Genomic DNA, 24,672 nt, shown 5'->3' with positions numbered 1-24,672 from the left:
CGTGGAATGCTGAAAAGCGGGCCTGCAAGGCCCGCTTTTTTTCGCGCGTTGCACCGCCGTCGGGCGGCCGCCTACCGCCGCCGCTCGCGCGCAGCGGCGCCTGCCCAGCGCCACGCTACAATGTGCGCTGACTGCGCCGCGCGCACCGTGCGGCTTGCCCTTGCTCCTTTCATGACTTCAAAGCCCTCTTCGCGTTCTGCTTCTTCGTCGGCGCGTTCGCGCGAATCCCGTTTGTCGGCGCTGCATCTGTCGCCCGAATCGCTCGGGTTCGCGCTCGACTGCGCGGCCCAGGCCGTGGGCGCCGTGCGCGTCGGCGCGGCGTTGCCCGCGGCGTTGCAGAGCGTGTTCGTCGGGATGCCGGAGGGCAATGTCGCGATGGCGCGCGGGGCGGTGCAAGACATCGCGTACCGTACGATGCGGCGTCTCGCGACCGTCGAGTGGCTGATCGCGAAGCTCGTGAAGAAAGCGCCGCCGCCGCACGTCGCCCATGTGCTCGCCTGCGCGCTCGCCCTGCTCGTCGACGACGAAGCGAACGCCGCCTACACGCCGTTCACGGTGGTCGACCAGGCGGTCAGCGCGATCGCCGCGCGCCGTGAATTCGCATTTGCGAAGGGGCTCGTCAACGCGGTGCTGCGCAGTTTCCTGCGCGAGCGCGACACGCTGCTCGCAGCCGCGCAAGCCGACGAAGTGGCGCGCTGGAACTATCCGGCCTGGTGGATCGACGCGGTGAAGCAGGCGTGGCCGGAGGCATGGCAGTCCGTGCTGGCCGCCGGCAACACGCAAGGTCCGCTCACGTTGCGCGTGAACGCGCGTCATTCGACGGTCGATGCGTACCTGCAAGTGCTGCAACGTCAGCAGATCGCCGCGACGAAGGCCGGCGAGCACGCGGTCACGCTCGCCACGCCGATGCCGGTCGAGCGCATTCCCGGCTTCAGCGACGGCGTCGTGTCGGTGCAGGACGCGGGCGCGCAACTCGCCGCGCAACTGCTCGGCGTGCGCGACGGCATGCGCGTGCTCGATGCATGCGCGGCCCCCGGCGGCAAGACCGGCCATCTGCTCGAACTCGCCAATCTCCAGCTCGTCGCGCTCGAAAGCGATGCGTCGCGGGCGCGTCGCATCGGCGAAAACCTGCGTCGTCTGAAGCTCGAAGCGGAAGTGCGGATCGGCGACGCGGGTACGCCCGCGCAGTGGCACGACGACCTCGACCAGCCGTTCGACCGCATTCTCGCGGACGTGCCGTGCTCAGCGTCGGGCATCGTGCGACGTCATCCGGATATTCGCTGGCTGCGTCGGCAGTCGGATATCGCCGCGCTCGCCGCCGAACAGCGCCGCATTCTCGACGCGCTGTGGCCGCTCGTGAAACCAGGTGGCGAATTGCTTTACGTTACGTGCTCGATCTTTCCCGAAGAAGGCGAGTTGCAGGCGCAGTGGTTTGGAAACAAGTATCAGGATGCGGTACGATTGGACGCGCCGGGGCAACTTTTACCTTCAGTTGCCCGCGCGCCCGCCGACTCATCGGCCGGTTCCGATGTCGGACAGCACGCTCAATCCGGTGAAGCGAGCGCCGGTGCGAACTCAGACCACGACGGATTTTTCTACGCGCGCTTTCAGAAACGGTGACCATCAAACGCTTCTTCCCGCTTCGGCTCGCTGCCGTGCTCTGGATCGCGCTGGCCGTCTGGCTAGCGGCGCCGGGCGCGGCGCACGCTGATTCGATCGCGGTGCAGCGGGCGTCGCTGCAGGCCGACAACGGCGGCTGGAGTCTCGACGCGCACTTCGATTTCGATCTGAACAGCAATCTCGAAGACGCGGTCAACAAAGGCATTCCGCTTTATTTCACGACGGATTTCGAACTGAGCCGGCCGCGCTGGTACTGGTTCGACGAACAGCCGGTCAGCGTGTCGCAAAGTCTGCGGCTGTCGTTTCAACCGCTCACGCGCGAGTATCGCGTGTCGAGCGTATCGTCGGGCGGTCTGCAGCTCGGCTTTTCCACGCTGAAAGATGCGCTCGCGGTGATCAAGCACGTGACCTCGTGGCATGTAATCGACCGCAATCAGGTGCGCGTCGGCGAAACCTATACCGCGTCGGTGCGCATGCAACTCGACATCGCGCTGATGCCCAAGCCGTTCCAGATCGACGCGGTGAACAACCGCGACTGGAACCTCTCGTCCGAATGGAAACGCTTCACCTTCACGGCAACCGAACGTGCTAAATAAAGTGCGCTCATCTCCTACCAGCGTCAGCAGCATCGTCGTGCGCGTGCTGGTGTCGACGGTCGCCGTGACGGCCGTGCTGCTGCTCGTGCTGCTGGCCGCCGCGAGCGCGAATACCGAATTCTTCGACCGCTACTACCAGTGGCTGTACGCGGCCAACGTCGCGGTCGCGATGATCTTTCTGCTGGTGGTGGCGACGCTCGTCGTCATCATCATCGTGCGATTACGCACCGGTAAATTCGGCACCCGGCTGTTAGCGAAGCTCGCGTTCTTCATGGCGCTCGTCGGCGTGGTGCCGGGCGGCATCATTTACATCGTGTCGTATCAGTTCGTGTCGCGCAGTATCGAATCGTGGTTCGACGTGAACGTCGAAACCGCGCTCGCGTCGGGCCTGAATCTCGGGCGCGGCATGCTCGACGCGTCGCTGTCCGATCTGCAGACGAAGGCGCGGCTGATGTCCGAGCAACTCGCAACCGCGGATGCGTCGGGCACCACGCTCACGCTGCTGCGGTTGCGCGACCAGTTCGGCGTGCAGGAGGCGACGATCGTCGAGCCGACGCGCAGCATGTCCGGCGCGACGCCCGACATGCACGTGGTCGCGCAGGCGTCCGGCAATTACGCGACGCTGCTGCCGAACGATTTGCCGACGCCGCTGATGATCGAGCAGGCCCGCGGCCACGGCTATGCGGCGATCGAAGGCGAAGTGGATGGCGATCAGCATGCGGCGGGCGGCAAGGGCGTGTTGCGGCTGCGCGTCGTGCAGCGCATTCCCGATTCGAACGCGTCGCTGCTGCAGCCCGCCGAGCGCTTCCTGCAACTCACGCAGCCGGTGTCGCGCACGCTCGCGCGCAATGCCGATGCGGTGCAGCGGGCGTATCGCGAGTATCAGGAGAAAGCGCTCGGCCGCACCGGCCTGCGCAAGATGTACATCGGCACGCTGACGCTGTCGCTGTTTCTGGCGACCTTCATCGCGATGATGCTCGCGCTCGCGCTCGGCAATCAGCTCGCGCGGCCGCTGTTCCTGCTCGCGCAGGGCACGAAGGAAATTACCGAGGGCGACTACACGCCGAAGCGCGAAATCAAATCGCGCGACGAACTCGGCTTCCTCACGCAGTCGTTCAACGCGATGACGCGGCAGCTCTCCGAAGCGCGCGCCGCGGTCGAAAAGAACCGCGTCGCGCTCGAGCATTCAAAAGCGTATCTGGAGAGCATCCTCGCGAATCTGACCGCGGGCGTGTTCGTGTTCGACCGGCAGTTCCGGCTCACCACCGCGAATCGCGGCGCCGAGCGGATTTTCCGTCAGCCGTTCCAGACCGCGCTCGGTTCGTCGCTCGATCAGATCGGCGTGCTCAGCGAATTCGGCGCGATGGTGCGCAAGGCGTTCGCCGACCGCGAGGCCGCGAGCGGCGACGGCCACGACGACAACGGTCATTGGCAGCAGCAGTTCTCGGTGCCGGTGCCCGGCGAAACCGAGCCGTTGACGCTGCTCGTGCGCGGCGCGCGTCTCGTCGCGGCTAACGGGCGCGATGCGGAAGACCTGCAGACCTCGGGCTACGTGATCGTGTTCGACGACATCTCCGACGTGATCTCCGCGCAGCGTTCGATCGCCTGGGGCGAAGTCGCGCGGCGGCTCGCGCACGAGATCAAGAATCCGCTCACGCCGATTCAACTGTCGGCCGAGCGCTTGCAGATGAAACTCGCCGACAAGCTCGCGCCGTCGGACGCGGACGTGCTCAAGCGCGGCGCGACGACGATCGTCAATCAGGTCGCCGCGATGAAGCAGATGGTCGACGATTTCCGCGACTACGCGCGCACGCCGCCCGCGGTGCTCGCGCATCTGCAACTGAACGATCTGGTCAGCGAGGTGCTCACGCTGTACGGTATCGAGGAAGGCAAGGGCGCGATCCAGGTCGAGCTTGCGACGCTGCCCGCGATTCGCGGTGACGCGACGCAATTGCGTCAGGTGATCCACAACCTGCTGCAGAACGCGCAGGATGCGGTCGCCGAAGTCGCGCATCCGCGTGTTTTGCTCGAGACGAGGACAGTAGAATACGGAGACCCCGACGCGGAAGGAAAGGTCCGCATCGCGGTACGTCTGACAGTGTCGGATAACGGACCGGGTTTCCCCGCGCGCATTCTCACGCGCGCGTTCGAGCCTTACGTGACGACCAAGGCCAAGGGGACGGGCCTCGGTCTTGCGATGGTCAAGAAGATCGTCGACGAACACGGCGCGCGCATCGACATTCGCAATCGCATGAAAGCCGGCGATGTGATCGAAGGCGCGCAGATTTCGATCCTCTTCCTTCAACTGGCGGACGACCCTGCGGCGCCGGGCGCGCATGGTACAGGCGCGTCTCCGGCACACGGTGGTGTGTCGCAGGGAACGACAAAAGCAACAGTGCAGACAAGGGCAGCGTAAATGGCAACCATCCTGGTGGTAGATGATGAAATGGGCATCCGGGAATTGCTCTCGGAGATCCTGAGCGACGAGGGGCACGTCGTGGAGGCCGCTGAAAATGCGCAGGAGGCGCGCGAGTTCCGTCTGCGTCAGGCGCCGGACCTCGTGCTGCTCGACATCTGGATGCCCGACACCGACGGCGTGACGTTGCTCAAGGAATGGGCCGCGCAAGGACAGCTGACGATGCCCGTCATCATGATGTCCGGCCACGCGACGATCGACACCGCGGTGGAAGCCACCAAGATCGGCGCGCTCAACTTCCTCGAAAAGCCGATCGCGTTGCAGAAGCTGCTGAAGGCAGTCGAGCAGGGCCTCGCTCGCGGCAACGCGGCGGCGGTCCCGGGCGGTGTCGCCGCGAAGCCGGCCATGCCGGTCAGCGCATCGACGGTCGCGTCCGCGGCCGCGTTGCCGATGCTGTCGGCCGACGGTATGAGCGGCGGCGCGCTGGCCGCGCAAACCGCATCGATCTCGTTCGACATTCCGCTGCGCGATGCGCGCGACGCCTTCGAGCGCGCGTACTTCGAATATCACCTCGCGCGCGAGAACGGCAGCATGACGCGCGTCGCGGAGAAGACCGGTCTGGAGCGCACGCATCTTTATCGCAAGCTGAAGCAACTCGGCGTCGATCTCGGCAAGAACAAGGGCGAGTGAGCGTCACGCATTGCAGACAAACGCGGCCCAGCAGATTTTTTTACGAAAGGGCTTGCTGAACTAAAAACCCTTTGATATAGTTTCGTTCTTCGTTGGCCCGGTAGCTCAGTTGGTAGAGCAGCGGATTGAAAATCCGCGTGTCGGTGGTTCGATTCCGCCCCAGGCCACCAGGATTTAGCCCCAGGAAATCGCAAGATTCCTGGGGCTTTTCCGTTTGGCGGGCAGTCGTTGTTTGGATTCGTCAGGCGTCGGTGAAGCAGGCTGGGGCGCGAAGCCCGGGCGGCAGGCTCCGGTGGCATTCGGTGTCGCGTGATAAAATCGCGCCACTTCAAGGACTTGCATACAGGCGCGCACGCAATCGCGCAGCTCGTAATGCAGTACCAGGCACCACGAAGCATCGAAGCACCCAATCCTTCGCCCGACGATCGGCGGTATAAGCGCCCAGCCACGTTCACGCGCAACGCACGACCTATACTGCTTTGGCCGGCAGCAATGCCGGCACACGTCGCGTCGCGTTGCTCGCATGGCGCACCTCGCGTAGCGCGACGTGGCACTTTCATTCACGGAGTTTCACGGTGATCCGCAAAGACGCTAAGCGTAGCGCGCTCGTGCTGTTTTCCGGCGGCCAGGATTCCGCCACCTGTCTCGCATGGGCGCTCGAGCGTTACGACACGGTCGAAACGCTCGGCTTCGATTACGGTCAACGGCATCGCGTCGAACTCGAGTGCCGCGAAGGGTTCCGTCAGGCTGTCGTGCGTGCGTTTCCCACGTGGGCCGATCGTCTCGGCGAGGATCACATGATCGATCTGTCGCTGCTCGGCGCGATCAGCGACACCGCGATGACGCGCGAGATCGAGATCGAAGCTACGGCCAACGGTTTGCCGAACACGTTCGTGCCGGGCCGCAATCTGATGTTCATGACGATCGCCGCGGCCATTGCGTATCGGCGCGGTTTGCAGGTGCTGGTCGGCGGTATGTGCGAAACGGATTTCTCGGGCTACCCCGATTGCCGCGACGACACGATGAAGGCGTTGCAGGTCGCGCTGAATCTCGGCATGGACACGCGCTTCGCGCTGGAGACGCCGCTGATGTGGCTCGACAAGGCCGACACGTGGCGTCTCGCGCACGAGCTCGGCGGCGACGAACTCGTCGAGCTGGTGCGCGTCGAGACGCACACTTGCTATGTCGGCGAGCGTGCCGAGTTGCACGCATGGGGCTTCGGCTGCGGCGAGTGCCCGGCATGCCGGTTGCGCAAACGCGGCTACGAGGCGTATCTCGCCGGCGAAAACGTCACCGAACCGGTCTGATAGTTCAGGTGGCATGTGAGTGAGGCATAGGTCTCACATGCGGAGCGTCCGCACTCACGGCTCAGTCGGGATCGTTCGGGATCGTTCGGGATCAATCGGGCTCATTCATTCAGGAACACAAGGCAGAAAGCAGCATGACTTACGCGGTCAAGGAAATCTTCTACACGTTGCAGGGCGAGGGCGCGAATGCCGGGCGTCCGGCCGTGTTCTGCCGCTTCGCGGGCTGCAATCTGTGGTCGGGCCGCGAAGAGGATCGCGCGGACGCCGTGTGCCGCTTCTGCGATACCGATTTCGTCGGTACCGACGGCGAGAACGGCGGCAAGTACCGCACCCCTGAAGAACTCGTCGCGATGATTGCGTCGCAATGGCCGCAAGGCGAGGGCGAGCGTTTCGTGGTCTGCACCGGCGGCGAACCGATGCTGCAGATCGATCAGCCGCTCGTCGATGCGCTGCACGCGGCCGGCTTCGAGATCGCGATCGAAACCAACGGCTCGCTGCCGGTGCTCGAGACGATCGACTGGATCTGCGTGAGCCCGAAGGCCGACGCACCGCTCGTCGTGACGAAGGGCAACGAGCTGAAAGTCGTGATTCCGCAGGACAATCAGCGCCTCGCCGACTACGCGAAGCTCGACTTCGAGTATTTCCTCGTCCAGCCGATGGACGGCCCGTCGCGCGACATCAACACGAAGCTCGCGATCGACTGGTGCAAGCGTCATCCGCAATGGCGCCTGTCGATGCAGACCCACAAGTATCTGAACATTCCCTGATTTGCCGTGCTGACGATTACCCGAAAACTCGAATTCGACGCGGGCCACCGCATCCCCGATCACCGCAGCCAGTGCCGTAATCTGCACGGCCATCGCTACGTGCTCGAAATCACACTGCAAGGCGATCTGGTCGACACCGAAGGCGCGCCCGATCGCGGCATGGTGATGGACTTCGCCGACGTGAAGTCGCTCGCCAACGAGCATCTGGTCGACAAGTGGGACCACGCGTTTCTCGTCTACGAAGGCGACACGCAGGTGCGCGGCTTTCTCGACAGCATGGCCGGCCACAAGACGATCGTGCTCGATCGCATTCCGACCGTCGAGAACCTCGCCGCGATCGCGTTCGACATCCTCGCGAACGTGTACGACGCGCATTACGGCGTGAACCTGCGTCTGCATAAGGTGCGTCTGTACGAAACGCCGAACTGCTGGGCCGACGTGGTCCGCGACCAGGGCTAACTCACCGCCACCCGCCTGCCCGGCACGCCGCGCGAGCCGCCCCTCGCGTGATGGACACGGTATGATCGTTCCGACACCCACGCGGAGCGAGACATGCCGGTCACCGCATTGCGTCGCAACGGGCATCGAGGCCATCAGCGCCCCGCTGCCCGCCCGGTCTCATATCTGGCTCCGCTTTCAGTCACGAACGAGCGCGAGGCCAGTCGATGAGCACCTTCACCAATCCCCTCAAACAACGTCTGAAGGACAGTTCGTCGCTGTTCGGTCTGTGGCTGTCGCTCGGCAGTGATACGGCCGCCGAAGCGCTCGCGCATGCGGGCTTCGACTGGCTGCTGATCGACATGGAGCACGCGCCGAACGACAGCGGCCACGTCGAGTCGCAATTGCGCGCGATCGCCGCCGCGCATCTGCCGAGCGAGCCCGTGGTGCGAGTGCCCGCGAGCGAGCCGTGGCTCGTCAAGCGTGTGCTCGATGCCGGCGCACGCACGCTGATGTTCCCGAATATCGAATCCGCCGAGGACGCGGCACGCGCCGTGCGCCTCACCCAATATCCAACCGCCGAGGCGCTCGACGGCCTGCGCGGCGTCGCCGGCGTGGTGCGCGCGGCCGGCTACGGGATGCGGCGCGACTACATACAGACGGCCAACGCGCAGATCGCGACGATCATGCAGATCGAGTCGGCGCGCGCCTTGGAGGAAGTCGATCAGATCGCGGCGACGCCGGGCGTCGATTGCATCTTCGTCGGACCGGCCGATCTGGCGGCGAGCCTCGGCCATCTCGGCGACGCGAAGCACGGCGACGTGCTGAACGCAATGACGCGTGTCGTCGATGCCGCCGACAAGGCCGGCATCGCCGCGGGCATGTTCGCGATGGACGCGGCGAGCGCGCGGCAGTATCGCGCCGCGGGTTTTCGCTTCGTCGCGCTGGCCGCCGACGTCATCTGGATGTTGCGCGCGGCGCGCCAGGCCATACAGGAGGCGAGATCATGAACGGCACAAGGCAGGGTGTCGCGGCGCGTGCCGCGAGGCGGGCGGCCGCGCAACTGGGCGTCGCGGCGGCGCTGCTCGCGCTCGGCGCGGCGGACGTCGCATCCGCGCAGGACCGCGCCGCGAAGTCGAACGATCCGCAGACGCAATCCGCGGTGGCCGACTACAACGCCGGCAATCTTGGCGCGGCGCTGAGCGAGTTCCGCCAGGCCGCCGAGCGTGGCAGCCGGCTCGCGCAATTCAACTACGCGATGATGCTGCTGAACGGCGAAGGCACGCCGGTCAACGTCGACGAAGGCAAGAAGTGGCTGCGCAAGGCCGCCGACGCCAACATGTCGCACGCGCAATACGTGTACGGCAAGATGTACGACGATGGTGAGTTCGTCGCGCGCGATCCGGTCGAGGCGCATCGCTGGTTTCTGAAGGCGGCTGCGCAGGGGCACGTGCAGGCGGAACTTGCGCTCGCCAACCAGTTTCTCGACGGCCGCGGCACCGAGCGCGACAACCGCCAGGCGTTCGTCTGGTACAAGAAGGCGGCGCAGGGCGGCGACATGACCGCGCAATACGTGACCGGCTCGTTCTACGAGCGCGGCGGCGATGGCGTCGACAGGAATCTGAACGTCGCGCGCGCGTACTACGCGGCCGCGGCGGCGCAGGGCGATCCGGCGGCGCGGCTCAAGTACCAGCAGTTGAGCGCGCAGCTGCGCGATCAGAAGGAAGTGAAGCCTCAGTAAAAGAAAAGGGCGCTTCTCGTGAGAGGAGCGCCCTTGGTGTTTTGAGTTCGGTGCTTGTGCGTCGCTAGCTCTGCATCAGGCGCTTCTGTCGCGCGACGCTCATGATGAGTCCGGTCGCGACACCGAGCGTCGTCAGCGCGGTGCCGCCGTAGCTCATGAACGGCAACGGCACGCCGACCACCGGCAGGATGCCGCTCACCATGCCGATATTGACGAACGCGTAGGTGAAAAACGCCATCGTCAATGAGCCGGCCAATAATCGCCCGAATAGCGTCGCGCCATTGGCCGCGATGTAGAGCCCGCGCGCGATCAATAGCATGTAGAGCGTGAGCAGCACGACCCCGCCCGCCAGACCGAACTCCTCGGCGAACACCGCGAAAATGAAGTCGGTGTGTTTTTCGGGGATGAACTCCAGATGCGCCTGCGTGCCCTTCAGCCAGCCCTTGCCGAGCGGGCCGCCGGAGCCGATCGCGATCACCGCCTGAATCGTGTGGAAGCCTTTGCCGAGCGGGTCCGAGGTCGGGTCGAGCAGCGTGCAGATGCGGTGCTTCTGGTAGTCGTGCATCAGCGGCCACTGCACCTCGGGCTGACAGATCTTGTCCTGGAACGCGGCGATCGAGACGACCGCGATCACGCCCGCGATCAGCACCGGCACGATCAGCTTGAAGCTCAGGCCCGCGAAGTAGATCACGAAGAAGCCGGCCGCGAACACCAGCACTGCGGTGCCGAGGTCGGGTTGCTTCGCGATCAGGCCGACCGGCACCGCGAGGATCACGAAACCGACCAGATAGTCGTACCAGCGCATCACGCCTTCGCGGCGCTGGTAGTACCACGCGAGCATCAGCGGTGTGGCGATCTTCAGGATTTCCGATGGCTGGATGACCACGCCGACGTTGATCCAGCGCTTCGCGCCCTTGCGCGTGAGGCCGAACATCGCGACCGCGACCAGTAACGCGATCCCGAACGTATAGAGCGGGACAGCGAAGCGCATCAGCGTATTGGGTGGCACATTGGCGAGCGCCCACATCAGCACGAAGGTGAGCAGGATGTTGCGCAACTGGTCCTCGACGCGGCCAGGCACGTCGAGACTCGCGCTGTACAGCGTGACGATGCCGACGCACAGCAGCAGAAACACGACCAGTGCGAGCGGGCGATCGAAGCCCGCGAACATCCGCTTGATGCGGTCGAGCCAGGCGCGCTTGTCGAATTGCATGCCTTTCTCCTTATTCGTCGATGCCGCCGGCGGCCGGCTGGCGCGGCGACGCGTCCTGGACGCCGTCTTCGCGCGATGGCGCGGCGATGCTCGGCGCCGGATCGCTAGCCGGACGGGGTTGATGCGGTGCGCCGGACGAACGCGACGCGGGTTTCTTGACGGCGGCGGAGTCGGACGCGGGCTTGGCCGCCGACGCGGCTTGCGCGCCCTTGGCCTTGGCCCTGGTTCTGGCCGTCGCCGACGCGGCGACCGGTGCTGTGGCGGAAGTTGCTGCCGAGGTCCCCGACGGAGCCGATGTGCCATTGGGGGCCGCAGCCGACGCTGCAACCGCCGCCGATGCGCCCGATGCCGCCGCGGCAGCCGCGGCCTCCGACGCTCCCGGTACCGGCAACGCCGCGAAGCCCGCCGCGATCCTGATCGGCTGGACGCCGTCGCGCGAGGCCGGCGCGTCGCCGACCTGCGGCGCGGACGCATCGAGCGTCGCCGAGGCCGCCGCCGCGACGGCCGCCGCCTCGGCGCCCGGCTTGTTCTTGCCGACGAGGTAATAGTCGAGCACCTTGCGCGCGATCGGGCCGGCCGCTTCCGCGCCCCAGCCACCGTTTTCGACGATCAGCGCGAGCGCGATCTTCGGCTGTTCGGCCGGTGCGAACGCGATGAAGAGCGCGTGGTCGCGCAGATGCTCGGCGAGCGCGTGACCCTTGTAGTTCGCGCCCTGCAGCGAGTAAACCTGCGCGGTACCGGTCTTGCCGGCCGCCTGATACGGCGCGCCGATGAAGAGCTTGGACGCCGTACCGTTGGTCACGACGCCGACCATCGCACGCTTGATGAAGTCGATGTCCTGCTGCCTGACCGAGATCTTGTCGCTTGGATCGCGCACGACCGGCCGCGTTTCCTTCGAGATCGGATTTTCGATATCACGCACGAGGTGCGGCTTCATCACGACGCCGTTGTTCGCGAGCGTCGCGGTGGCGTGCGCGAGTTGCAGGATCGTGAACGAGTTGTAGCCCTGGCCGATGCCGAGGCTGATCGTCTCGCCTTCGTACCACTTCTGCTGCTCGGGGCGGCGGTACGCCTTGCGCTTCCAGTCGGTGGACGGCAGGATGCCCTTCGCCTCGCCGGCGATATCGATGCCGGTGATCTGGCCGAAGCCCCACGGTTTCATGAAGTTGGCGATGTTGTTCACGCCGAGGTCGTGCGCAAGCATGTAGAAGTACGTGTCGTTCGACACGACGATCGCGCGGTTCATGTCGACCCAGCCCTGGCCCGAGCGCACGTCGTTGCGGAACGTGTGGCCGCCGAACGTGTACGAGCCCGGATCCTGGAAGCCCCAGCCCGGCGTGCGCTTGTGCAGCGTCAGCGCGGCGAGTGCCATGAACGGCTTGTAGGTCGAGCCCGGCGGATAGGTGCCGTGCAGCGGGCGGTTCAGCAACGGATGGTCGGGCGAGTTGTTCAGCTCGTCCCAGGTCTGCTGGTCGATGCCGTCGACGAAGGAGTTCGGATCGAAGCTCGGCGCCGACACGAACGCGAGCACGTCGCCGGTCGAGGGCTCGATCGCGACCAGCGCGCCGCGGCGGCCGGCGAACGCCTGCTCGGCGACCTGCTGCAGGCCGATATCGAGCGACAGTTCGAGGTTGTTGCCCGGGGTGGCCTGGGTGCGCGACAGCGTGCGCACCGGCCGGCCGCCCGCCGTCACTTCGACTTCCTCGAAACCGGTCTGGCCGTGCAGCTCGGTCTCGTAGCTCTGCTCGACGCCGATCTTGCCGATGTAGTCGGTGCCCTTGTAGTTGTTCGCGTCCAGACGCGGATCGTAGTGGTCCGGATCGCTGTCGTTCTGATCGCTGGCGTCGTCGATGCGGTCCTGGTCGCGCTGCGAAATCCGCCCGATGTAGCCGATCACGTGCGCGGCGGTCGGCCCGAGCGGATACTGGCGGAACAGCCGCGCGCGCACTTCGACGCCCGGAAAGCGGAAGCGCTGCGCGGTGAAGCGCGCGACTTCGTCGTCGGTCAGGCGGGTACGGATCGGCAGGCTTTCAAAATTTTTCGAGTCTTCCTGCAGTTTCTTGAAGCGGCGGCGGTCGCGCGCGTCGATCGACACAACCGTGGCGAGATTGTCGATCACGTTATCGAGCGTGTCGTTCAGCTTCGACGGCGTGATTTCGAGCGTGTAGGCCGAGTAGTTCTTCGCCAGCACCACGCCGTTGCGGTCCGTGATGATGCCGCGGTTCGGCACGATCGGTGCGACGGAGATGCGGTTTTCGTCGGCCTGCAGCGAGTACTTGCTGTAGTGCCAGACCTGCAGGAACAGGAAGCGGAAGCCGATCAGCCCGAAGCAGACGAACACGAACAGGCCCGCCGCCGCGACGCGCAGGCGGAATTTCGAGAGCTGCTGCTGGGTGTCCTTGAATTCGGTCATGCGATTTAAGCAAAAGGCCGGCGCGCGGCCATCTAGAGTGTGCGCCCAAACCGGCTGCGGCCGGGGGCAGAAACTGCGGTGCGCGTCGGACAGGTCGCCGGCTCAGGTTGCGTGCGAGGTGTCGCAACGCAGCGGCCGGCGGGTCCGGGGCGCGATCAAATAGACATCAAATGGGCCGCGTGTCGTCCGGGTCGGCCGGACGGCGTTGCGGCATCAGCAGCAGCACGCTCGCGAGCGGCCACAGCGCGGCTTCGACGAAACCGTCGATCAGGTAACTCCAGCCCGGGAACGCTGCGCCGGTCAACAGCCGGATCACGAACGGCACCAGTTGCGCGACGACCAGCAGCGGCATCACCGCGAACGTTTGCACGCCGAGCGACATCCACAGCACGCGGCGGTGGATCGTGATCGCGCCGTACGACAGCAGCGTGTAGGCGAGCGCGTGCTCGCCGAGCAGGCTGGCGTTGTGCACGTCCATCAGCAGGCCGAGCAGAAACGCGATGCCCATGCCGACCTTGCGCGGCTGGTGCACGTTCCAGAACAGCAGCACGAGCGCGACGAAGTCGGGCACGCCGGCCAGACGCCCCCACGGCATCAGGTTCAGCAGGAACGCGGCGGCGAGGCTGAACGCGATGAAGTACGGGTTGACCGGTTGCAGGATGTATTGCGGGCGGTTCATGGCTGAGCCCCCGGCGCGGCTTGCTGCGGCTTCGCGTTCTTCGCGGCGGCCGGCTTGTCAGCCTGCTTGCCGGCTTTCTTCTCCGGCGCGGCCTTCTTGTCGGTTGCTGCGGGTTTGGCCGGCGCTTTTTCAGCCGATTTTGCGGCGGACTTGTCGGCTGCGGTTTTGTCTGCGGCGTTCCTGTCGCCTGCCTTGGCGGCGTTTTTGTCCGCTGCGCCCTTCGCGTCCGCCTTGCCACCCTTCTTCGACTTGGCGTCCTTGGCGACCGTAGCCGCATCGGGTTCGTCGGCCGGGCGCGGCGGCACGTCGTTCACGACATGCAGCACCAGCAATTGACGCGCGCCGCGCACCGCCGCGACGGGCTGGCAGATCACGCGCGCGAACGCGGTATCGGCCTGCTTGTCGACGCGCACGACCTTCGCGACCGGCAGCCCCGGCGGATACACGCCGTCGAGGCCGCTCGTGACGAGCTCGTCGCCGGTCTGCACGTCGGCGCTGATCGGCACGAAGCGCAGATCGAGCGAATCGCCCTTCGGCGTGCCGTAGATCACGCTGCGCAAGCCGGTGCGCAGGATTTCGACCGGCACGGCCTGGTCCTTGTCGGTGAGCAGCGTGACTTCGGCCTGCAGCGGGAACACCCGCGTGACCTGGCCGATCACGCCGTCTTCGGTGACGACCGGCGAGCCGTTCTGGATGCCTTGCTGTGCGCCGCGGCCGATCACGACTTTCTGCGTGAACGGATCGCGCGTGTCGTACTGGATTTCGGCCGGCAGCGATTGCGTGGTGAGGTGCTGCGACAGTTGCAGCAGCGCGCGCAGATGGGTGTTTTCGGCTGCGAGCGACGCGGCCGTGTTGGCCTGCTGCGACATCTGCAGATCGCGTGTGCGCAGCTTGTCGTTTTCGTTGCGCAAGGTTGCGCTCGTCACGGCGAGATCAGCGGCGCCCATGAAGATGTCGCGCGGCACGAGTGCGGCGCGCTGCAAAGGATAGAGACCCGCGCCGAGCACGCCGCGGACGATTTCGAGCGTCTGGAAGCGGGCATCGGAAATCAGCAGGGCGAGCGCCAGCACGACGAAGAACACCAGTCGGGCGAGAGCGGAGGGGCCTTGCTTGAACAGGGGCGGCGGACTGTATTCCATGGTCGGCGCCGGGGGCGTGAGCGGTTGGGTGAGACGGCGGCGCGTGAGGCGCGCGCGGTCAGCGCGCGGCGGCTGGTTTGGCCAGCCAACGGCAAAGCGGCCCGCGAGGGGCCGTGTGCCAGATCTGCGCTACTGACATGAGAGAAAAGCTCGCTTACTCGTACGAGAAGATGCTGCCGAGCTTGTCCATGCGTTCGAGCGCCATGCCCGAGCCGCGCACGACGCAGGTCAGCGGGTCTTCGGCGACGAGCACCGGCAGGCCGGTTTCTTCGGCGAGCAGACGGTCCAGATCGCGCAGCAGCGCGCCACCGCCAGTGAGCATCATGCCGCGCTCGGCGATGTCGGCGCCGAGTTCCGGCGGCGTCTGTTCCAGCGCGATCTTGACCGACGACACGATCTGGTTCAGCGGATCGGTCAGCGCTTCGAGAATTTCGTTGCTGGAGATCGTGAAGCTGCGCGGAATGCCTTCCGACAGATTGCGGCCCTTCACTTCCATTTCCTTGACTTCGGAGCCCGGGAACGCGGAGCCGATTTCCTTCTTGATGGCTTCGGCGGTTTGCTCGCCGATCAGCATGCCGTAGTTGCGGCGGATGTAGTTGACGATCGCTTCGTCGAACTTGTCGCCGCCAACGCGCACCGAGCCCTTGTAGACGATGCCGCCGAGCGAGATCACGCCGACTTCGGTCGTGCCGCCGCCGATGTCGACGACCATCGAGCCGGTAGCTTCCGAAACCGGCAGGCCCGCGCCGATCGCGGCGGCCATCGGTTCCTCGATCAGGTAGACCTGCGAAGCGCCGGCGCCGTGCGCGGCTTCCTTGATCGCGCGGCGCTCGACCTGGGTCGAACCGCACGGCACGCAGATGATGATGCGCGGCGACGGCGAGAACATGCGCGATTCGTGAGCAGTCTTGATGAACTGCTTGATCATCTGCTCGGTGACGGTGAAGTCGGCGATCACGCCGTCTTTCATCGGGCGGATTGCCTCGATGTTGCCCGGCACCTTGCCGAGCATCTGTTTGGCTTCCTTACCGACGGCCTGGATGGTCTTCTTGCCGTTGGGGCCGCCTTCCTGGCGGATCGACACGACCGACGGTTCGTCGAGAACGATGCCCTTGCCGCGCATGTAGATAAGCGTGTTGGCGGTGCCGAGGTCAATCGCCAGATCGTTGGAGAAGTAGCTGCGCAAAAAACCGAACATTCAAAATCCTGTCTCGCTGGGGGCCGGGCCTCGCACCGTATGCGTAGGGCGGCAGCGGAAAAATAACAGCCTCAACCGGGCGAAGCGGCGCCACAGGAGCTTGAAGCTGCGGGGGAGTCTACCGGAGGCCGTTGCAAAGCCAGAGCGCAAAGCGCCGGACGTTCATAGGAATTGTCCTAAGGCTCTGGTAAGTCGGTCCGGGTTTGGGTCGAACGCGTAATGATACCTTATAATTTTGGATGTTTTAAAGGAAACGGAGCGCACTTTTTGCCGCTACGGGTCCTTTTTCGGGATTGTCCTATCGTGTCGTAACCCGCTGTTACAACGCGGTTTTTTCAATTGTTACGACATTCCACCCCTTTCCGGTGACTGCATGGCTCTGACCCTGACCGATGTTAAGCGCATCGCGCATCTCGCGCGGCTCGAACTGGCCGATGCCGACGCTGAACACACCCGTACCCAGCTCAACGATTTCTTTGGCCTCGTCGAGCAGATGCAGGCGGTCGATACCACCGGCATCGCGCCGCTTGCCCACCCGATCGAGCAGATCGAAGACGTCGCGCTGCGTCTGCGCGACGACGCCGTGACCGAGACGGTCGAGCGCGAGGCTTTCCAGCGCCCCGCGCCGGCCGTGCAGGACGGCCTGTACCTCGTGCCGAAGGTGATCGAATAAGACCCGCCAGGCGGGCTGCGGGTCCGGCCCGCGGCGTATGTCGCGAGTTTTGCCGCCTCCGGCCTGCCAGCGGGCAACCGAACGCCTCCACGGCAGCGTGACCGCGCTGCCGCGCTTTCCAGGATAAAACGCAATGCATGAAAAAAGTCTGACCGAACTGCGCGCCGCGCTCGCGGCCAAGGAATGCTCCGCAGTCGAACTGGCGCAGTCGTACCTGAAGCGGATCGACGCAGCCAAAAGCCTGAACGCGTTCATCCAGGTCGATCCCGAGTTGACGCTCGCGCAGGCGAAAGCCGCCGACGCGCTGCTGCACAGCGGCCACATCGGCCCGCTCGTCGGCCTGCCGATCGCGCACAAGGACGTGTTCGTCACGAAGGGCTGGCGCTCCACGGCCGGCTCGAAGATGCTCGCGAACTACCAAAGCCCGTTCGATGCCACCGTGGTCGCGCGTCTCGCGAACGCCGGCATGGTGTGCGTCGGCAAGACCAACATGGACGAATTCGCGATGGGTTCGTCCAACGAGAATTCGTACTTCGGCGCCGTGCAGAATCCGTGGGACCGCAAGGCCGTGCCGGGCGGTTCGTCGGGTGGCTCGGCCGCCGCCGTGGCTGCGCGCCTCGCGCCCGCCGCGACCGGCACCGACACCGGCGGCTCGATCCGCCAGCCGGCGTCGTTCGCGGGCATCACCGGCATCAAGCCGACGTACGGCCGCGTGTCGCGCTACGGGATGATCGCGTTCGCGTCGTCGCTCGATCAGGGCGGCCCGATGGCGCAAACCGCCGCCGACTGCGCGACGCTGCTCAACGCGATGGCCGGCTTCGACGAGCGCGACTCGACGAGCCTGTCGCACGAGCACGAAGACTACACGCGCTACCTCGGCAAGTCGTGGAACGAAGGCGCGGCGAGCGCGGACAAGCCGCTCGCGGGCCTGCGCATCGGTCTGCCGAAGGAGTACTTCGGCGCCGGTCTCGCCGATGACGTGCGCGCGTCGATCGACGCCGCGCTCAAGCAATACGAAGCGCTCGGCGCGACGCTCGTCGAGGTGTCGCTGCCGAAAACCGAACTGTCGATCCCGGTCTACTACGTGATCGCGCCGGCGGAAGCGTCGTCGAACCTGTCGCGTTTCGACGGCGTGCGCTTCGGTCATCGCGCGGCCGAGTACCGCGATCTGCTCGACATGTACAAGAAGTCGCGCGCCGAGGGCTTTGGCCCGGAAGTAAAGCGCCGCATTCTGGTCGGCACCTACGTGCTGTCGCACGGCTACTACGACGCGTACTACCTGCAGGCGCAGAAGATCCGCCGCATCATCGCGCAGGACTTCCAGGAAGCGTTCAAACAGTGCGACGTGATCATGGGACCGGTCGCGCCGTCGGTGGCGTGGGACCTCGGCGCGAAGGGCGACGATCCGGTGCAGATGTATCTGGCCGATATCTACACGCTGTCGGTGAGCCTCGCCGGCCTGCCCGGCATGAGCGTGCCGTGCGGCTTCGGTGCGGGCGCGAATGCGCAGCGTCCGGTCGGTCTGCAGATCATCGGCAACTATTTCAATGAAGCCCGGATGCTGCAGGTGGCCGACGCGTTCCAGCGCGCGACCGACTGGCACCGCAAGGCACCGGCAGGAGTGTGAGCACCATGACCAAACAATGGGAAGTCGTGATCGGTCTGGAGACCCACACGCAGTTGTCGACGCAGTCGAAAATCTTTTCGGGTACCGCGACGCAATTCGGCGCCGAGCCGAACACGCAGGCGAGCCCCGTCGATCTGGCGTTGCCGGGCACGCTGCCGGTGATGAACCGCGGCGCCGTCGAGCGCGCCATTCAATTCGGCCTCGCGATCGGCGCGACGGTCGCGCCGCGCAGCATCTTCGCGCGCAAGAATTATTTCTACCCCGATCTGCCGAAGGGCTATCAGATCAGCCAGTACGAAATCCCGGTCGTTCAAGGCGGTCAACTGACGATCCAGGTGCCGGCCAATGAAAAGGCCGGCAAGGAAGCGTACGAGAAGACCATCAACCTGACCCGCGCGCACCTCGAGGAAGACGCCGGCAAGTCGCTGCACGAAGACTTCGCGGGCATGACCGGCATCGACCTGAATCGCGCCGGCACGCCGCTGCTCGAAATCGTCACCGAGCCGGAAATGCGCAGCGCGGCCGAGGCGGTTGCCTACGCGAAGTCGCTGCATACGCTCGTTGTGTGGCTCGGCATCTGCGACGGCAACATGCAGGAAGGCTCGTTCCGCTGCGACGCGAACGTGTCGGTGCGCCCGGTCGGCCAGAAGGAATTCGGCACGCGCGCCGAGATCAAGAATCTGAACTCGTTCCGCTTCCTCGAAGAGGCGATCCAGTACGAAGTGCGTCGTCAGATCGAGCTGATCGAAGACGGCGGCACGGTGGTGCAGGAAACGCGTCTGTACGATCCGGACAAGCGCGAAACGCGTTCGATGCGTAGCAAGGAAGACGCGCACGACTACCGCTACTTCCCCGACCCCGACCTGATGCCGCTCGTGATCGACGCTGAGTGGGTCGAGCGCGTGAGGGGCGAGCTGCCGGAGCTGCCGGAAGCGATCCAGCAGCGCTTCGTGTCGCAATACGGCCTGACGCCGTACGACGCGAACGTGCTGACGTCGAGCAAGGCGACGGCCGCGTACTTCGAGGCGGTGGTCGCGAAGACCGGCGCGGCGAACGCGAAGGTCGCGGCGAACTGGGTGATGGGCGAAGTGTCGTCGCAACTGAATCGCGAAGGCCTCGAGATTGCCGCGTGCCCGGTTTCGGCCGCGCAGCTTGCGCTGGTGTTGCAGCGTATCGCCGACGGCACGATCTCGAACAAGATCGCGAAGGAAATCTTCCTCGCGATCTGGGAAGAAAAGGCCACCGACGAAGCCGCCGCCGACCGCATCATCGAGGCGAAGGGGCTGAAGCAGATTTCGGATACCGGCGCGCTCGAAGCGATCATCGACGAAGTGCTCGCCGCGAACCAGAAATCGGTCGACGAATTCCGCGCCGGCAAGGAAAAGGCGTTCAACGCGCTGATCGGCCAGGCGATGAAGGCGACCAAGGGCAAGGCGAATCCCGCGCAGGTCAACGAACTGCTGAAGAAGAAGCTGTCCTGAGTCGAAGTACCAACGGCCGGGCGCGCGCGTCCGGGCCATCGCGGGCTGTTGCCGGATCGAAAGTAGGGCAACGGCCCGTTTTATTTGCGGGTCCGTTCAAACCAGCGTAAGCGCAGATCACGGAGTGTGTGCATGTCGAAGCAACCCGAACTCGACGATTTCCGCGTGCCGTATTTCGACAGCAGCAAGAAAAACGGCAAATTCTCGCTCGACGATTTCGACCCCGGCATGAAGCCGTTTTCGTCCGGATCGAAAGAGACGGACCGTGCGCGGCTATCGGAGATCGGCACCCAGCTCGACAATCTGCAGGAGCGTCTGCACGCGCAAAAGCAGCGCCGCGTGCTGCTGGTGCTGCAAGGCATGGACACGAGCGGCAAGGACGGCACGATTCGCGCGGTGTTTCACGAAGTCGATCCGCTCGGCTTGCGCATCGTCCCGTTCAAGGCGCCGACCCCGGTCGAACTCGCGCACGACTTTTTGTGGCGCGTGCATGCGCAGGCCCCCGCGGCCGGCGAGCTGACGATTTTCAACCGCAGCCACTACGAAGACCTGCTGGTGCCGACCGTGCTCGGCGAGCTCAAGGCCGACGCGTTCGAGCAGCGCTGCTGCCACATCCGCGAGTTCGAGGAGATGCTCGCGGACAGCGGCACGACGATCCTCAAGTGCATGCTGCACATCTCGAAGGACGAGCAGCGCGAGCGTTTGCAGTCGCGTATCGACGACCCGAACAAGCACTGGAAATTCGACCTGGCCGATCTCGAAGCGCGCAAGCAGTGGGACGCGTATCAGTCCGCGTATCGCGACACGCTCGCGGTGACGTCGACCGAGTACGCGCCGTGGTACGTGATTCCGGCCGACTCGAAGATGCATCGCAACGTGATGATCGGCGAGTTGCTGCTACGCACGCTCGAAGGGCTCAAGCTCGACTATCCGCCCGCGAAGGAATCGCTGAGGGGCGTCAAGGTCGAGTGAACGCGGCTTTGCCCTTTGGCATCAGAAACGAATCGAACATTAGAGGAACGACATGTTGCGTGTGATTACCGCCAATCTGAACGGCATTCGCTCGGCGGCGAAAAAAGGTTTTTTCGAGTGGTTCGGCGAGCAGAAAGCCGACGTGCTGTGCGTGCAGGAAATCAAATGCTCGCAGGACGACATGACGCCGGAGTTTCTCGCGCCGCACGATTTCACCGGCTATTTCCAGCACGCGGTGAAGAAGGGCTATAGCGGCGCGGGCGTCTATACGCGCCACGAGCCGGACGAAGTGGTGATCGGTTTCGGCAGCGAGGAGTTCGATCCGGAAGGTCGCTATGTCGAACTGCGCTTCGGCAAGCTGTCGGTGATCTCGGTGTATGTGCCGTCGGGTTCGAGCGGCGACGAACGCCAGCAGGCCAAGTTCCGCTTCATGGACGAGTTCATGCCGCATCTCGCCGAACTGGCGAAGGAGCGCGAAGTGATCGTGTGCGGCGACGTGAACATCGTGCACAAGGAAATCGACATCAAGAACTGGAAGAGCAACCAGAAGAATTCGGGCTGCCTGCCGGAAGAGCGCGCGTGGCTCGACAAGCTGTTCGACGACGTCGGTTACGTCGACGTGTTCCGCACGCTCGACCAGCGGCCCGAACAGTACACATGGTGGAGCAATCGCGGCCAGGCGTATGCGAAGAACGTCGGGTGGCGGATCGATTACCAGATCGCGACGCCGGGCATTGCCGGCACGGCGAAGCGCACCGACGTGTTCCGCGACATCAAGTTCAGCGACCATGCGCCGCTGACCGTCGATTACGACCACAAGGTCAAGAAGTAAGCACACGGCGGCGCGTGCCGGGCGACGCGCACGCGACGCAAACTGGCGCGTACGCATGAACCCCGGCGAGCATGCCGTGGTTCTCGCGCGTTCGGATCAGTCGCGCGCCGATTTACGGGTCGGCCGGCCCATGCCCGCGTAATCGGGCAGTGCGTCGACGCTCTTGCCGATCGCCTTCGCGTACAGCGGCAGCATGTCCGGCAGCCGCTTGATAATGTCCTCGCGGCGCGTCGGCGTGTACGGATGCACGTAGATGAAGCCATGCTCGCGATTGCCGCGCGTCGCCTGCGCGAGCTTGTCCCACAGCGTGACCGCCGCGCGCGGATCGAAGCCGGCGCGCGACGCGATATCGCTGCCGATCACGTCGGCTTCGGTTTCGTCGGTGCTTTCGTACTTCATTTCCAGCAGACGCGAGCCGATGCCGAGCGGCGCCATGCCGAGATCGGCGAGCCCGAACAGTTGCGGGATCGTGCCCGACGAATCGAGCTGGCTCGCCTGCAACTGACCGAGCCGCATGCGTGCATGCTCGCGCAACGCGTGTGCGATCTCGTGGCCGATCAGCATGCCGAGTTCGTTGTCGTTCAGCCGCACGCGATCGAGTATCCCGCTATAGACGACGATCTTGCCGCCCGGCAGGCAGTACATGCGGATGTCGTTCGAACGCACCACCGCCACCTCCCACTTCCAGCCCTTGGCCCGCTCGTTCCATTTCAGCGAGTACGGCACCATCTTGTCGACGATCGAGCGCACGCGCGTGACGTGCGCGTCGTTGTCGGCATACAGACTTTTCGCATGACTCGCGCCGTAGACGATCTGGCCGAATTCGGCGGTGGCTTGCGTCTCGAGCATCGGCGACGGGATCAGGTTGCGGAACACCATGTAGCCGCCGTAGCGCAGCTGCGGACTCACGTAGTACGGCGGCGGGGCGGCCGGCGCGGAGGTTGCGGCCGGGGCTTTGGCGGCGGCGGGCGGTTGCGCCGTCTGCGGCGCGGAGTTGGGTGTTGCGTTGGTTGCGTTAGCTGCGTTCGACGAGCCATTCGGTGCAGAATTCGGCGCCGTCGTGGCTGGTGCGCTGCCGCCAGTGCTGGGCGTGGTGGGGGCGGCGGTCGTGGTGCTACTTGTGCCGCCGCTTGTGCTGCTATTTGCGCCGTTGTTGCCGGTAGCGCCCGACACCGCCGAGGTCGCACTTTCCGCGTTGACGGCGCTGGTCGCGGATTTGGCCGCGGGCGCGGTGGCGCCTGTCGTTCCGGTCGAAGTCGCGGTTGCTGGCGACTGGGCGCTGTTAGCCGCGCTGGAGTCCGTCGCCGCCGCGCCGGCCGCAGCCGCGCTCGCTGGCATCGCCAGCAGCGCGCTCGCGCAACCGAGCGCCCAGGCCGCGTGTAGCGCTAGCCGGTTCACGTCGCTCGATAAGGCGCGGGGCGCAGCGGACGCGAGTTGCCCGCGACGCCGCGCGCGCGTCGGCAAGCGCATCGTCACGACTGGGCCCTCCACGGCGCGATACGCAACAACAGCAACATGCCCGGCACCGCGAGCGCGGTACACACGATGAAATAGTCGAACCAGCCGATCCGCGCGACCACGTAACCGCTCGCCGCCGACGCGAGCGTGCGCGGCACCGACGCGAGGCTCGTGAACAGCGCGAACTGGGTGGCCGTATAGCGCGGGTCGGTGGTGCTCGCGATGTACGCGGTGAACGCGGCCATCGTCAGACCGGTCGTGAACGTCTCGAAGCCGTAGACCAGCGCGAGCGCGACCGAGCGCGGATCGAGCTGTACGCTCCAGTCGACGCCGACCAGCGCGAGCAGCTTCGTCGTCCCCTGGCTCACCGCGACCGCGATGTCGTAGATTGCGGCGAGGCCGGGCGAGTCGGGGCCGAGATGCGCGAGCCATGCGAAGCCGAGCGTCGACACCATCTGCAGAAAACCGAAAATCCACAAGCCGCGGCCGATGCCGACTTTCATCAGCCAGATCCCACCGACGATCCCGCCCGCGAGGCTTGCGCCGAACGCGGTTGTCTTCGCGATCACGCCGATCTGCGTGCGCGAAAAACCGATGTCGAGGAAGAACGACGTGGACAGCGTGGTCGCCATCGTATCGCCGAGCTTGTACAGAAAGATGAAACCGAGCACGAACAGCGCGCCGCGCCAGCCGTCGCGCTGAATGAATTCGCGGAACGGCTCGACGATCGCCTCGCGCAGATTTTTCGGTGGCTTGCCGTGCACTTCGGGCTCGCGCACGACGAGCGTCATCACCATACCCGGCAGCATGAACGCGGCCGTCACGATGAACACCGTGCTCCACGGCAGATGGTCGGACAGAATCAGCGCGAGCGAACCCGGCACCAGCGCCGCGATCTTGTACGCGTTCACGTGCACCGCGTTGCCGAGACCTTGCTGCGTGTCGCTGAGCAACTCGCGCCGGTACGCGTCGATCACGATGTCCTGACTCGCGCCGAAGAACGCGACTAGCGCGGTCAGCGCGGCGACCGTCCAGATCGAGTCGCGCGGCGAGACGTAGCCGAGCATGGCGATCGCGCCGGCCACGAGAATCTGCGTGACCAGCATCCAGCCGCGCCGTCGGCCCGGCCGCCAGCCCGGCAGACGCGGCACGTAGCGGTCCATCAGCGGCGCCCAGATGAACTTCCAGGTGTACGGAAACTGGATCAGCGCAAACAGGCCGATTTCCTTCAGATTGACGCCTTCGGAACGCAGCCATGCCTGCACGAGGTAGACGAGCGTAAACAGCGGCAATCCCGACGTGAAGCCGAGAAAGACGCAGATCAGCATGCGCGTATTCAGGAACGCGCGCCAGCCGGGATGTTCTTCGTGAGCGTTAAGTGCGGGCGCCTCGTGCGGCGGGTTCGACATGTG

Annotated in this window: 21 protein-coding genes and 1 tRNA gene; 15 read left to right on the top strand and 7 right to left on the bottom strand. The window is 65.2% G+C overall.

Annotation, left to right across the window (positions count from 1 at the left end; translation table 11 throughout):
• Nucleotides 1-171: 171 nt before the first annotated feature.
• The 10 genes from rsmB (at nt 172) to HHL14_RS21735 (ending at nt 9,575) form a co-directional block, all read left to right on the top strand.
• On the top strand, nt 172-1,620 hold the full coding sequence (rsmB, locus tag HHL14_RS21780; protein ID WP_169499679.1) for a 16S rRNA (cytosine(967)-C(5))-methyltransferase RsmB: 1,449 nt from the start codon (nt 172-174) through the stop codon (nt 1,618-1,620).
• A complete protein-coding gene (locus tag HHL14_RS21775; protein ID WP_169499678.1) occupies nt 1,617-2,216 on the top strand; it encodes a DUF4390 domain-containing protein in 600 nt (199 codons plus the stop codon). The genes rsmB and HHL14_RS21775 overlap by 4 nt, the downstream gene beginning before the upstream one ends.
• A complete protein-coding gene (locus HHL14_RS21770; protein WP_169499677.1) occupies nt 2,206-4,632 on the top strand; it encodes a sensor histidine kinase in 2,427 nt (808 codons plus the stop codon). Before HHL14_RS21775 ends, HHL14_RS21770 begins: the two co-directional genes overlap by 11 nt.
• Nucleotides 4,633-5,322, top strand: coding sequence for a response regulator transcription factor EsaR (esaR, locus tag HHL14_RS21765; RefSeq protein ID WP_169499676.1), 690 nt, complete (start codon nt 4,633-4,635; stop codon nt 5,320-5,322).
• Between the two features lie 94 nt (nt 5,323-5,416).
• Nucleotides 5,417-5,492, top strand: a tRNA-Phe gene (locus tag HHL14_RS21760).
• Nucleotides 5,493-5,897: 405 nt separating this feature from the next.
• Nucleotides 5,898-6,629, top strand: a complete 732-nt coding sequence (gene queC / locus HHL14_RS21755) for a 7-cyano-7-deazaguanine synthase QueC (protein WP_169499675.1) — start codon at nt 5,898-5,900, stop codon at nt 6,627-6,629.
• A gap of 134 nt (nt 6,630-6,763) precedes the next feature.
• Nucleotides 6,764-7,396 (top strand): 7-carboxy-7-deazaguanine synthase, encoded by a 633-nt coding sequence (queE, locus tag HHL14_RS21750; protein ID WP_075294827.1) that lies wholly within the window; start codon nt 6,764-6,766, stop codon nt 7,394-7,396.
• A gap of 9 nt (nt 7,397-7,405) precedes the next feature.
• Complete coding sequence (gene queD, locus HHL14_RS21745) at nt 7,406-7,855, top strand: 6-carboxytetrahydropterin synthase QueD (RefSeq protein WP_206002452.1); 450 nt, start codon at nt 7,406-7,408, stop codon at nt 7,853-7,855.
• A 206-nt stretch (nt 7,856-8,061) separates the two neighbouring features.
• Complete coding sequence (locus HHL14_RS21740) at nt 8,062-8,844, top strand: HpcH/HpaI aldolase family protein (RefSeq protein WP_169499673.1); 783 nt, start codon at nt 8,062-8,064, stop codon at nt 8,842-8,844.
• A complete protein-coding gene (locus HHL14_RS21735) occupies nt 8,841-9,575 on the top strand; it encodes a tetratricopeptide repeat protein (protein WP_169499672.1) in 735 nt (244 codons plus the stop codon). The genes HHL14_RS21740 and HHL14_RS21735 overlap by 4 nt, the downstream gene beginning before the upstream one ends.
• Nucleotides 9,576-9,639: 64 nt before the next feature.
• Here the strand turns inward: HHL14_RS21735 and rodA are convergent, their stop codons facing one another.
• The 5 genes from rodA to HHL14_RS21710 form a co-directional block, all read right to left on the bottom strand.
• Nucleotides 9,640-10,788, bottom strand: coding sequence for a rod shape-determining protein RodA (gene rodA / locus HHL14_RS21730; RefSeq protein WP_169499671.1), 1,149 nt, complete (start codon nt 10,786-10,788; stop codon nt 9,640-9,642).
• A gap of 10 nt (nt 10,789-10,798) precedes the next feature.
• Entirely contained in the window at nt 10,799-13,201 is a 2,403-nt protein-coding gene (gene mrdA, locus HHL14_RS21725; protein ID WP_169499670.1) for a penicillin-binding protein 2, read from the bottom strand.
• A gap of 166 nt (nt 13,202-13,367) precedes the next feature.
• Nucleotides 13,368-13,880, bottom strand: coding sequence for a rod shape-determining protein MreD (gene mreD, locus HHL14_RS21720; protein WP_167042135.1), 513 nt, complete (start codon nt 13,878-13,880; stop codon nt 13,368-13,370).
• Nucleotides 13,877-15,019 carry a rod shape-determining protein MreC gene (gene mreC / locus HHL14_RS21715; protein WP_169499669.1) on the bottom strand — a complete coding sequence of 381 codons (1,143 nt, stop codon included), beginning with the start codon at nt 15,017-15,019 and terminating at the stop codon, nt 13,877-13,879. The genes mreD and mreC overlap by 4 nt, the downstream gene beginning before the upstream one ends.
• A 154-nt stretch (nt 15,020-15,173) precedes the next feature.
• Nucleotides 15,174-16,217, bottom strand: coding sequence for a rod shape-determining protein (locus HHL14_RS21710; RefSeq protein ID WP_004189550.1), 1,044 nt, complete (start codon nt 16,215-16,217; stop codon nt 15,174-15,176).
• Nucleotides 16,218-16,590: 373 nt separating this feature from the next.
• Between HHL14_RS21710 and gatC the strand changes: the two genes are divergently transcribed.
• The 5 genes from gatC (at nt 16,591) to HHL14_RS21685 (ending at nt 21,802) form a co-directional block, all read left to right on the top strand.
• A complete protein-coding gene (gene gatC / locus HHL14_RS21705) occupies nt 16,591-16,890 on the top strand; it encodes an Asp-tRNA(Asn)/Glu-tRNA(Gln) amidotransferase subunit GatC (RefSeq protein WP_169499668.1) in 300 nt (99 codons plus the stop codon).
• A 133-nt stretch (nt 16,891-17,023) separates the two neighbouring features.
• Nucleotides 17,024-18,517: an Asp-tRNA(Asn)/Glu-tRNA(Gln) amidotransferase subunit GatA gene (gatA, locus tag HHL14_RS21700; protein WP_169499667.1), complete on the top strand. Its 1,494-nt coding sequence runs from the start codon at nt 17,024-17,026 to the stop codon at nt 18,515-18,517.
• Between the two features lie 5 nt (nt 18,518-18,522).
• Nucleotides 18,523-19,998, top strand: coding sequence for an Asp-tRNA(Asn)/Glu-tRNA(Gln) amidotransferase subunit GatB (gene gatB, locus HHL14_RS21695; RefSeq protein ID WP_169499666.1), 1,476 nt, complete (start codon nt 18,523-18,525; stop codon nt 19,996-19,998).
• Between the two features lie 132 nt (nt 19,999-20,130).
• Nucleotides 20,131-20,970, top strand: a complete 840-nt coding sequence (locus tag HHL14_RS21690; protein ID WP_169499665.1) for a PPK2 family polyphosphate kinase — start codon at nt 20,131-20,133, stop codon at nt 20,968-20,970.
• A gap of 52 nt (nt 20,971-21,022) precedes the next feature.
• Entirely contained in the window at nt 21,023-21,802 is a 780-nt protein-coding gene (locus tag HHL14_RS21685; RefSeq protein ID WP_169499664.1) for an exodeoxyribonuclease III, read from the top strand.
• 96 nt (nt 21,803-21,898) lie between these two features.
• Here the strand turns inward: HHL14_RS21685 and HHL14_RS21680 are convergent, their stop codons facing one another.
• Nucleotides 21,899-23,293 carry a M48 family metallopeptidase gene (locus HHL14_RS21680; protein ID WP_407945297.1) on the bottom strand — a complete coding sequence of 465 codons (1,395 nt, stop codon included), beginning with the start codon at nt 23,291-23,293 and terminating at the stop codon, nt 21,899-21,901.
• The gene (locus tag HHL14_RS21675) at nt 23,275-24,669 is read right to left on the bottom strand and encodes an AmpG family muropeptide MFS transporter (protein WP_169499663.1); all 1,395 of its coding nucleotides are present in this window, start codon (nt 24,667-24,669) and stop codon (nt 23,275-23,277) included. Before HHL14_RS21675 ends, HHL14_RS21680 begins: the two co-directional genes overlap by 19 nt.
• Nucleotides 24,670-24,672 lie beyond the last annotated feature (3 nt).

The sequence above is a fragment of the Paraburkholderia antibiotica genome (assembly GCF_012927125.1).
Taxonomy (GTDB): domain Bacteria; phylum Pseudomonadota; class Gammaproteobacteria; order Burkholderiales; family Burkholderiaceae; genus Paraburkholderia; species Paraburkholderia antibiotica.
Note: the sequence above shows the minus strand (reverse complement) of the source record. Positions and strands in the feature narration are given on the sequence as shown.

Coding starts and splice junctions, on each gene's coding strand:
- rsmB (WP_169499679.1), top strand. CDS start 172: ATGACTTCAAAGCCCTCTTCGCGTTCTGCTTCTTCGTCGGCGCGTTCG.
- esaR (WP_169499676.1), top strand. CDS start 4,633: ATGGCAACCATCCTGGTGGTAGATGATGAAATGGGCATCCGGGAATTG.
- queE (WP_075294827.1), top strand. CDS start 6,764: ATGACTTACGCGGTCAAGGAAATCTTCTACACGTTGCAGGGCGAGGGC.
- HHL14_RS21740 (WP_169499673.1), top strand. CDS start 8,062: ATGAGCACCTTCACCAATCCCCTCAAACAACGTCTGAAGGACAGTTCG.
- HHL14_RS21735 (WP_169499672.1), top strand. CDS start 8,841: ATGAACGGCACAAGGCAGGGTGTCGCGGCGCGTGCCGCGAGGCGGGCG.
- rodA (WP_169499671.1), bottom strand. CDS start 10,788: ATGCAATTCGACAAGCGCGCCTGGCTCGACCGCATCAAGCGGATGTTC.
- mrdA (WP_169499670.1), bottom strand. CDS start 13,201: ATGACCGAATTCAAGGACACCCAGCAGCAGCTCTCGAAATTCCGCCTG.
- mreD (WP_167042135.1), bottom strand. CDS start 13,880: ATGAACCGCCCGCAATACATCCTGCAACCGGTCAACCCGTACTTCATC.
- mreC (WP_169499669.1), bottom strand. CDS start 15,019: ATGGAATACAGTCCGCCGCCCCTGTTCAAGCAAGGCCCCTCCGCTCTC.
- HHL14_RS21710 (WP_004189550.1), bottom strand. CDS start 16,217: ATGTTCGGTTTTTTGCGCAGCTACTTCTCCAACGATCTGGCGATTGAC.
- gatC (WP_169499668.1), top strand. CDS start 16,591: ATGGCTCTGACCCTGACCGATGTTAAGCGCATCGCGCATCTCGCGCGG.
- gatA (WP_169499667.1), top strand. CDS start 17,024: ATGCATGAAAAAAGTCTGACCGAACTGCGCGCCGCGCTCGCGGCCAAG.
- gatB (WP_169499666.1), top strand. CDS start 18,523: ATGACCAAACAATGGGAAGTCGTGATCGGTCTGGAGACCCACACGCAG.
- HHL14_RS21690 (WP_169499665.1), top strand. CDS start 20,131: ATGTCGAAGCAACCCGAACTCGACGATTTCCGCGTGCCGTATTTCGAC.
- HHL14_RS21685 (WP_169499664.1), top strand. CDS start 21,023: ATGTTGCGTGTGATTACCGCCAATCTGAACGGCATTCGCTCGGCGGCG.
- HHL14_RS21675 (WP_169499663.1), bottom strand. CDS start 24,669: ATGTCGAACCCGCCGCACGAGGCGCCCGCACTTAACGCTCACGAAGAA.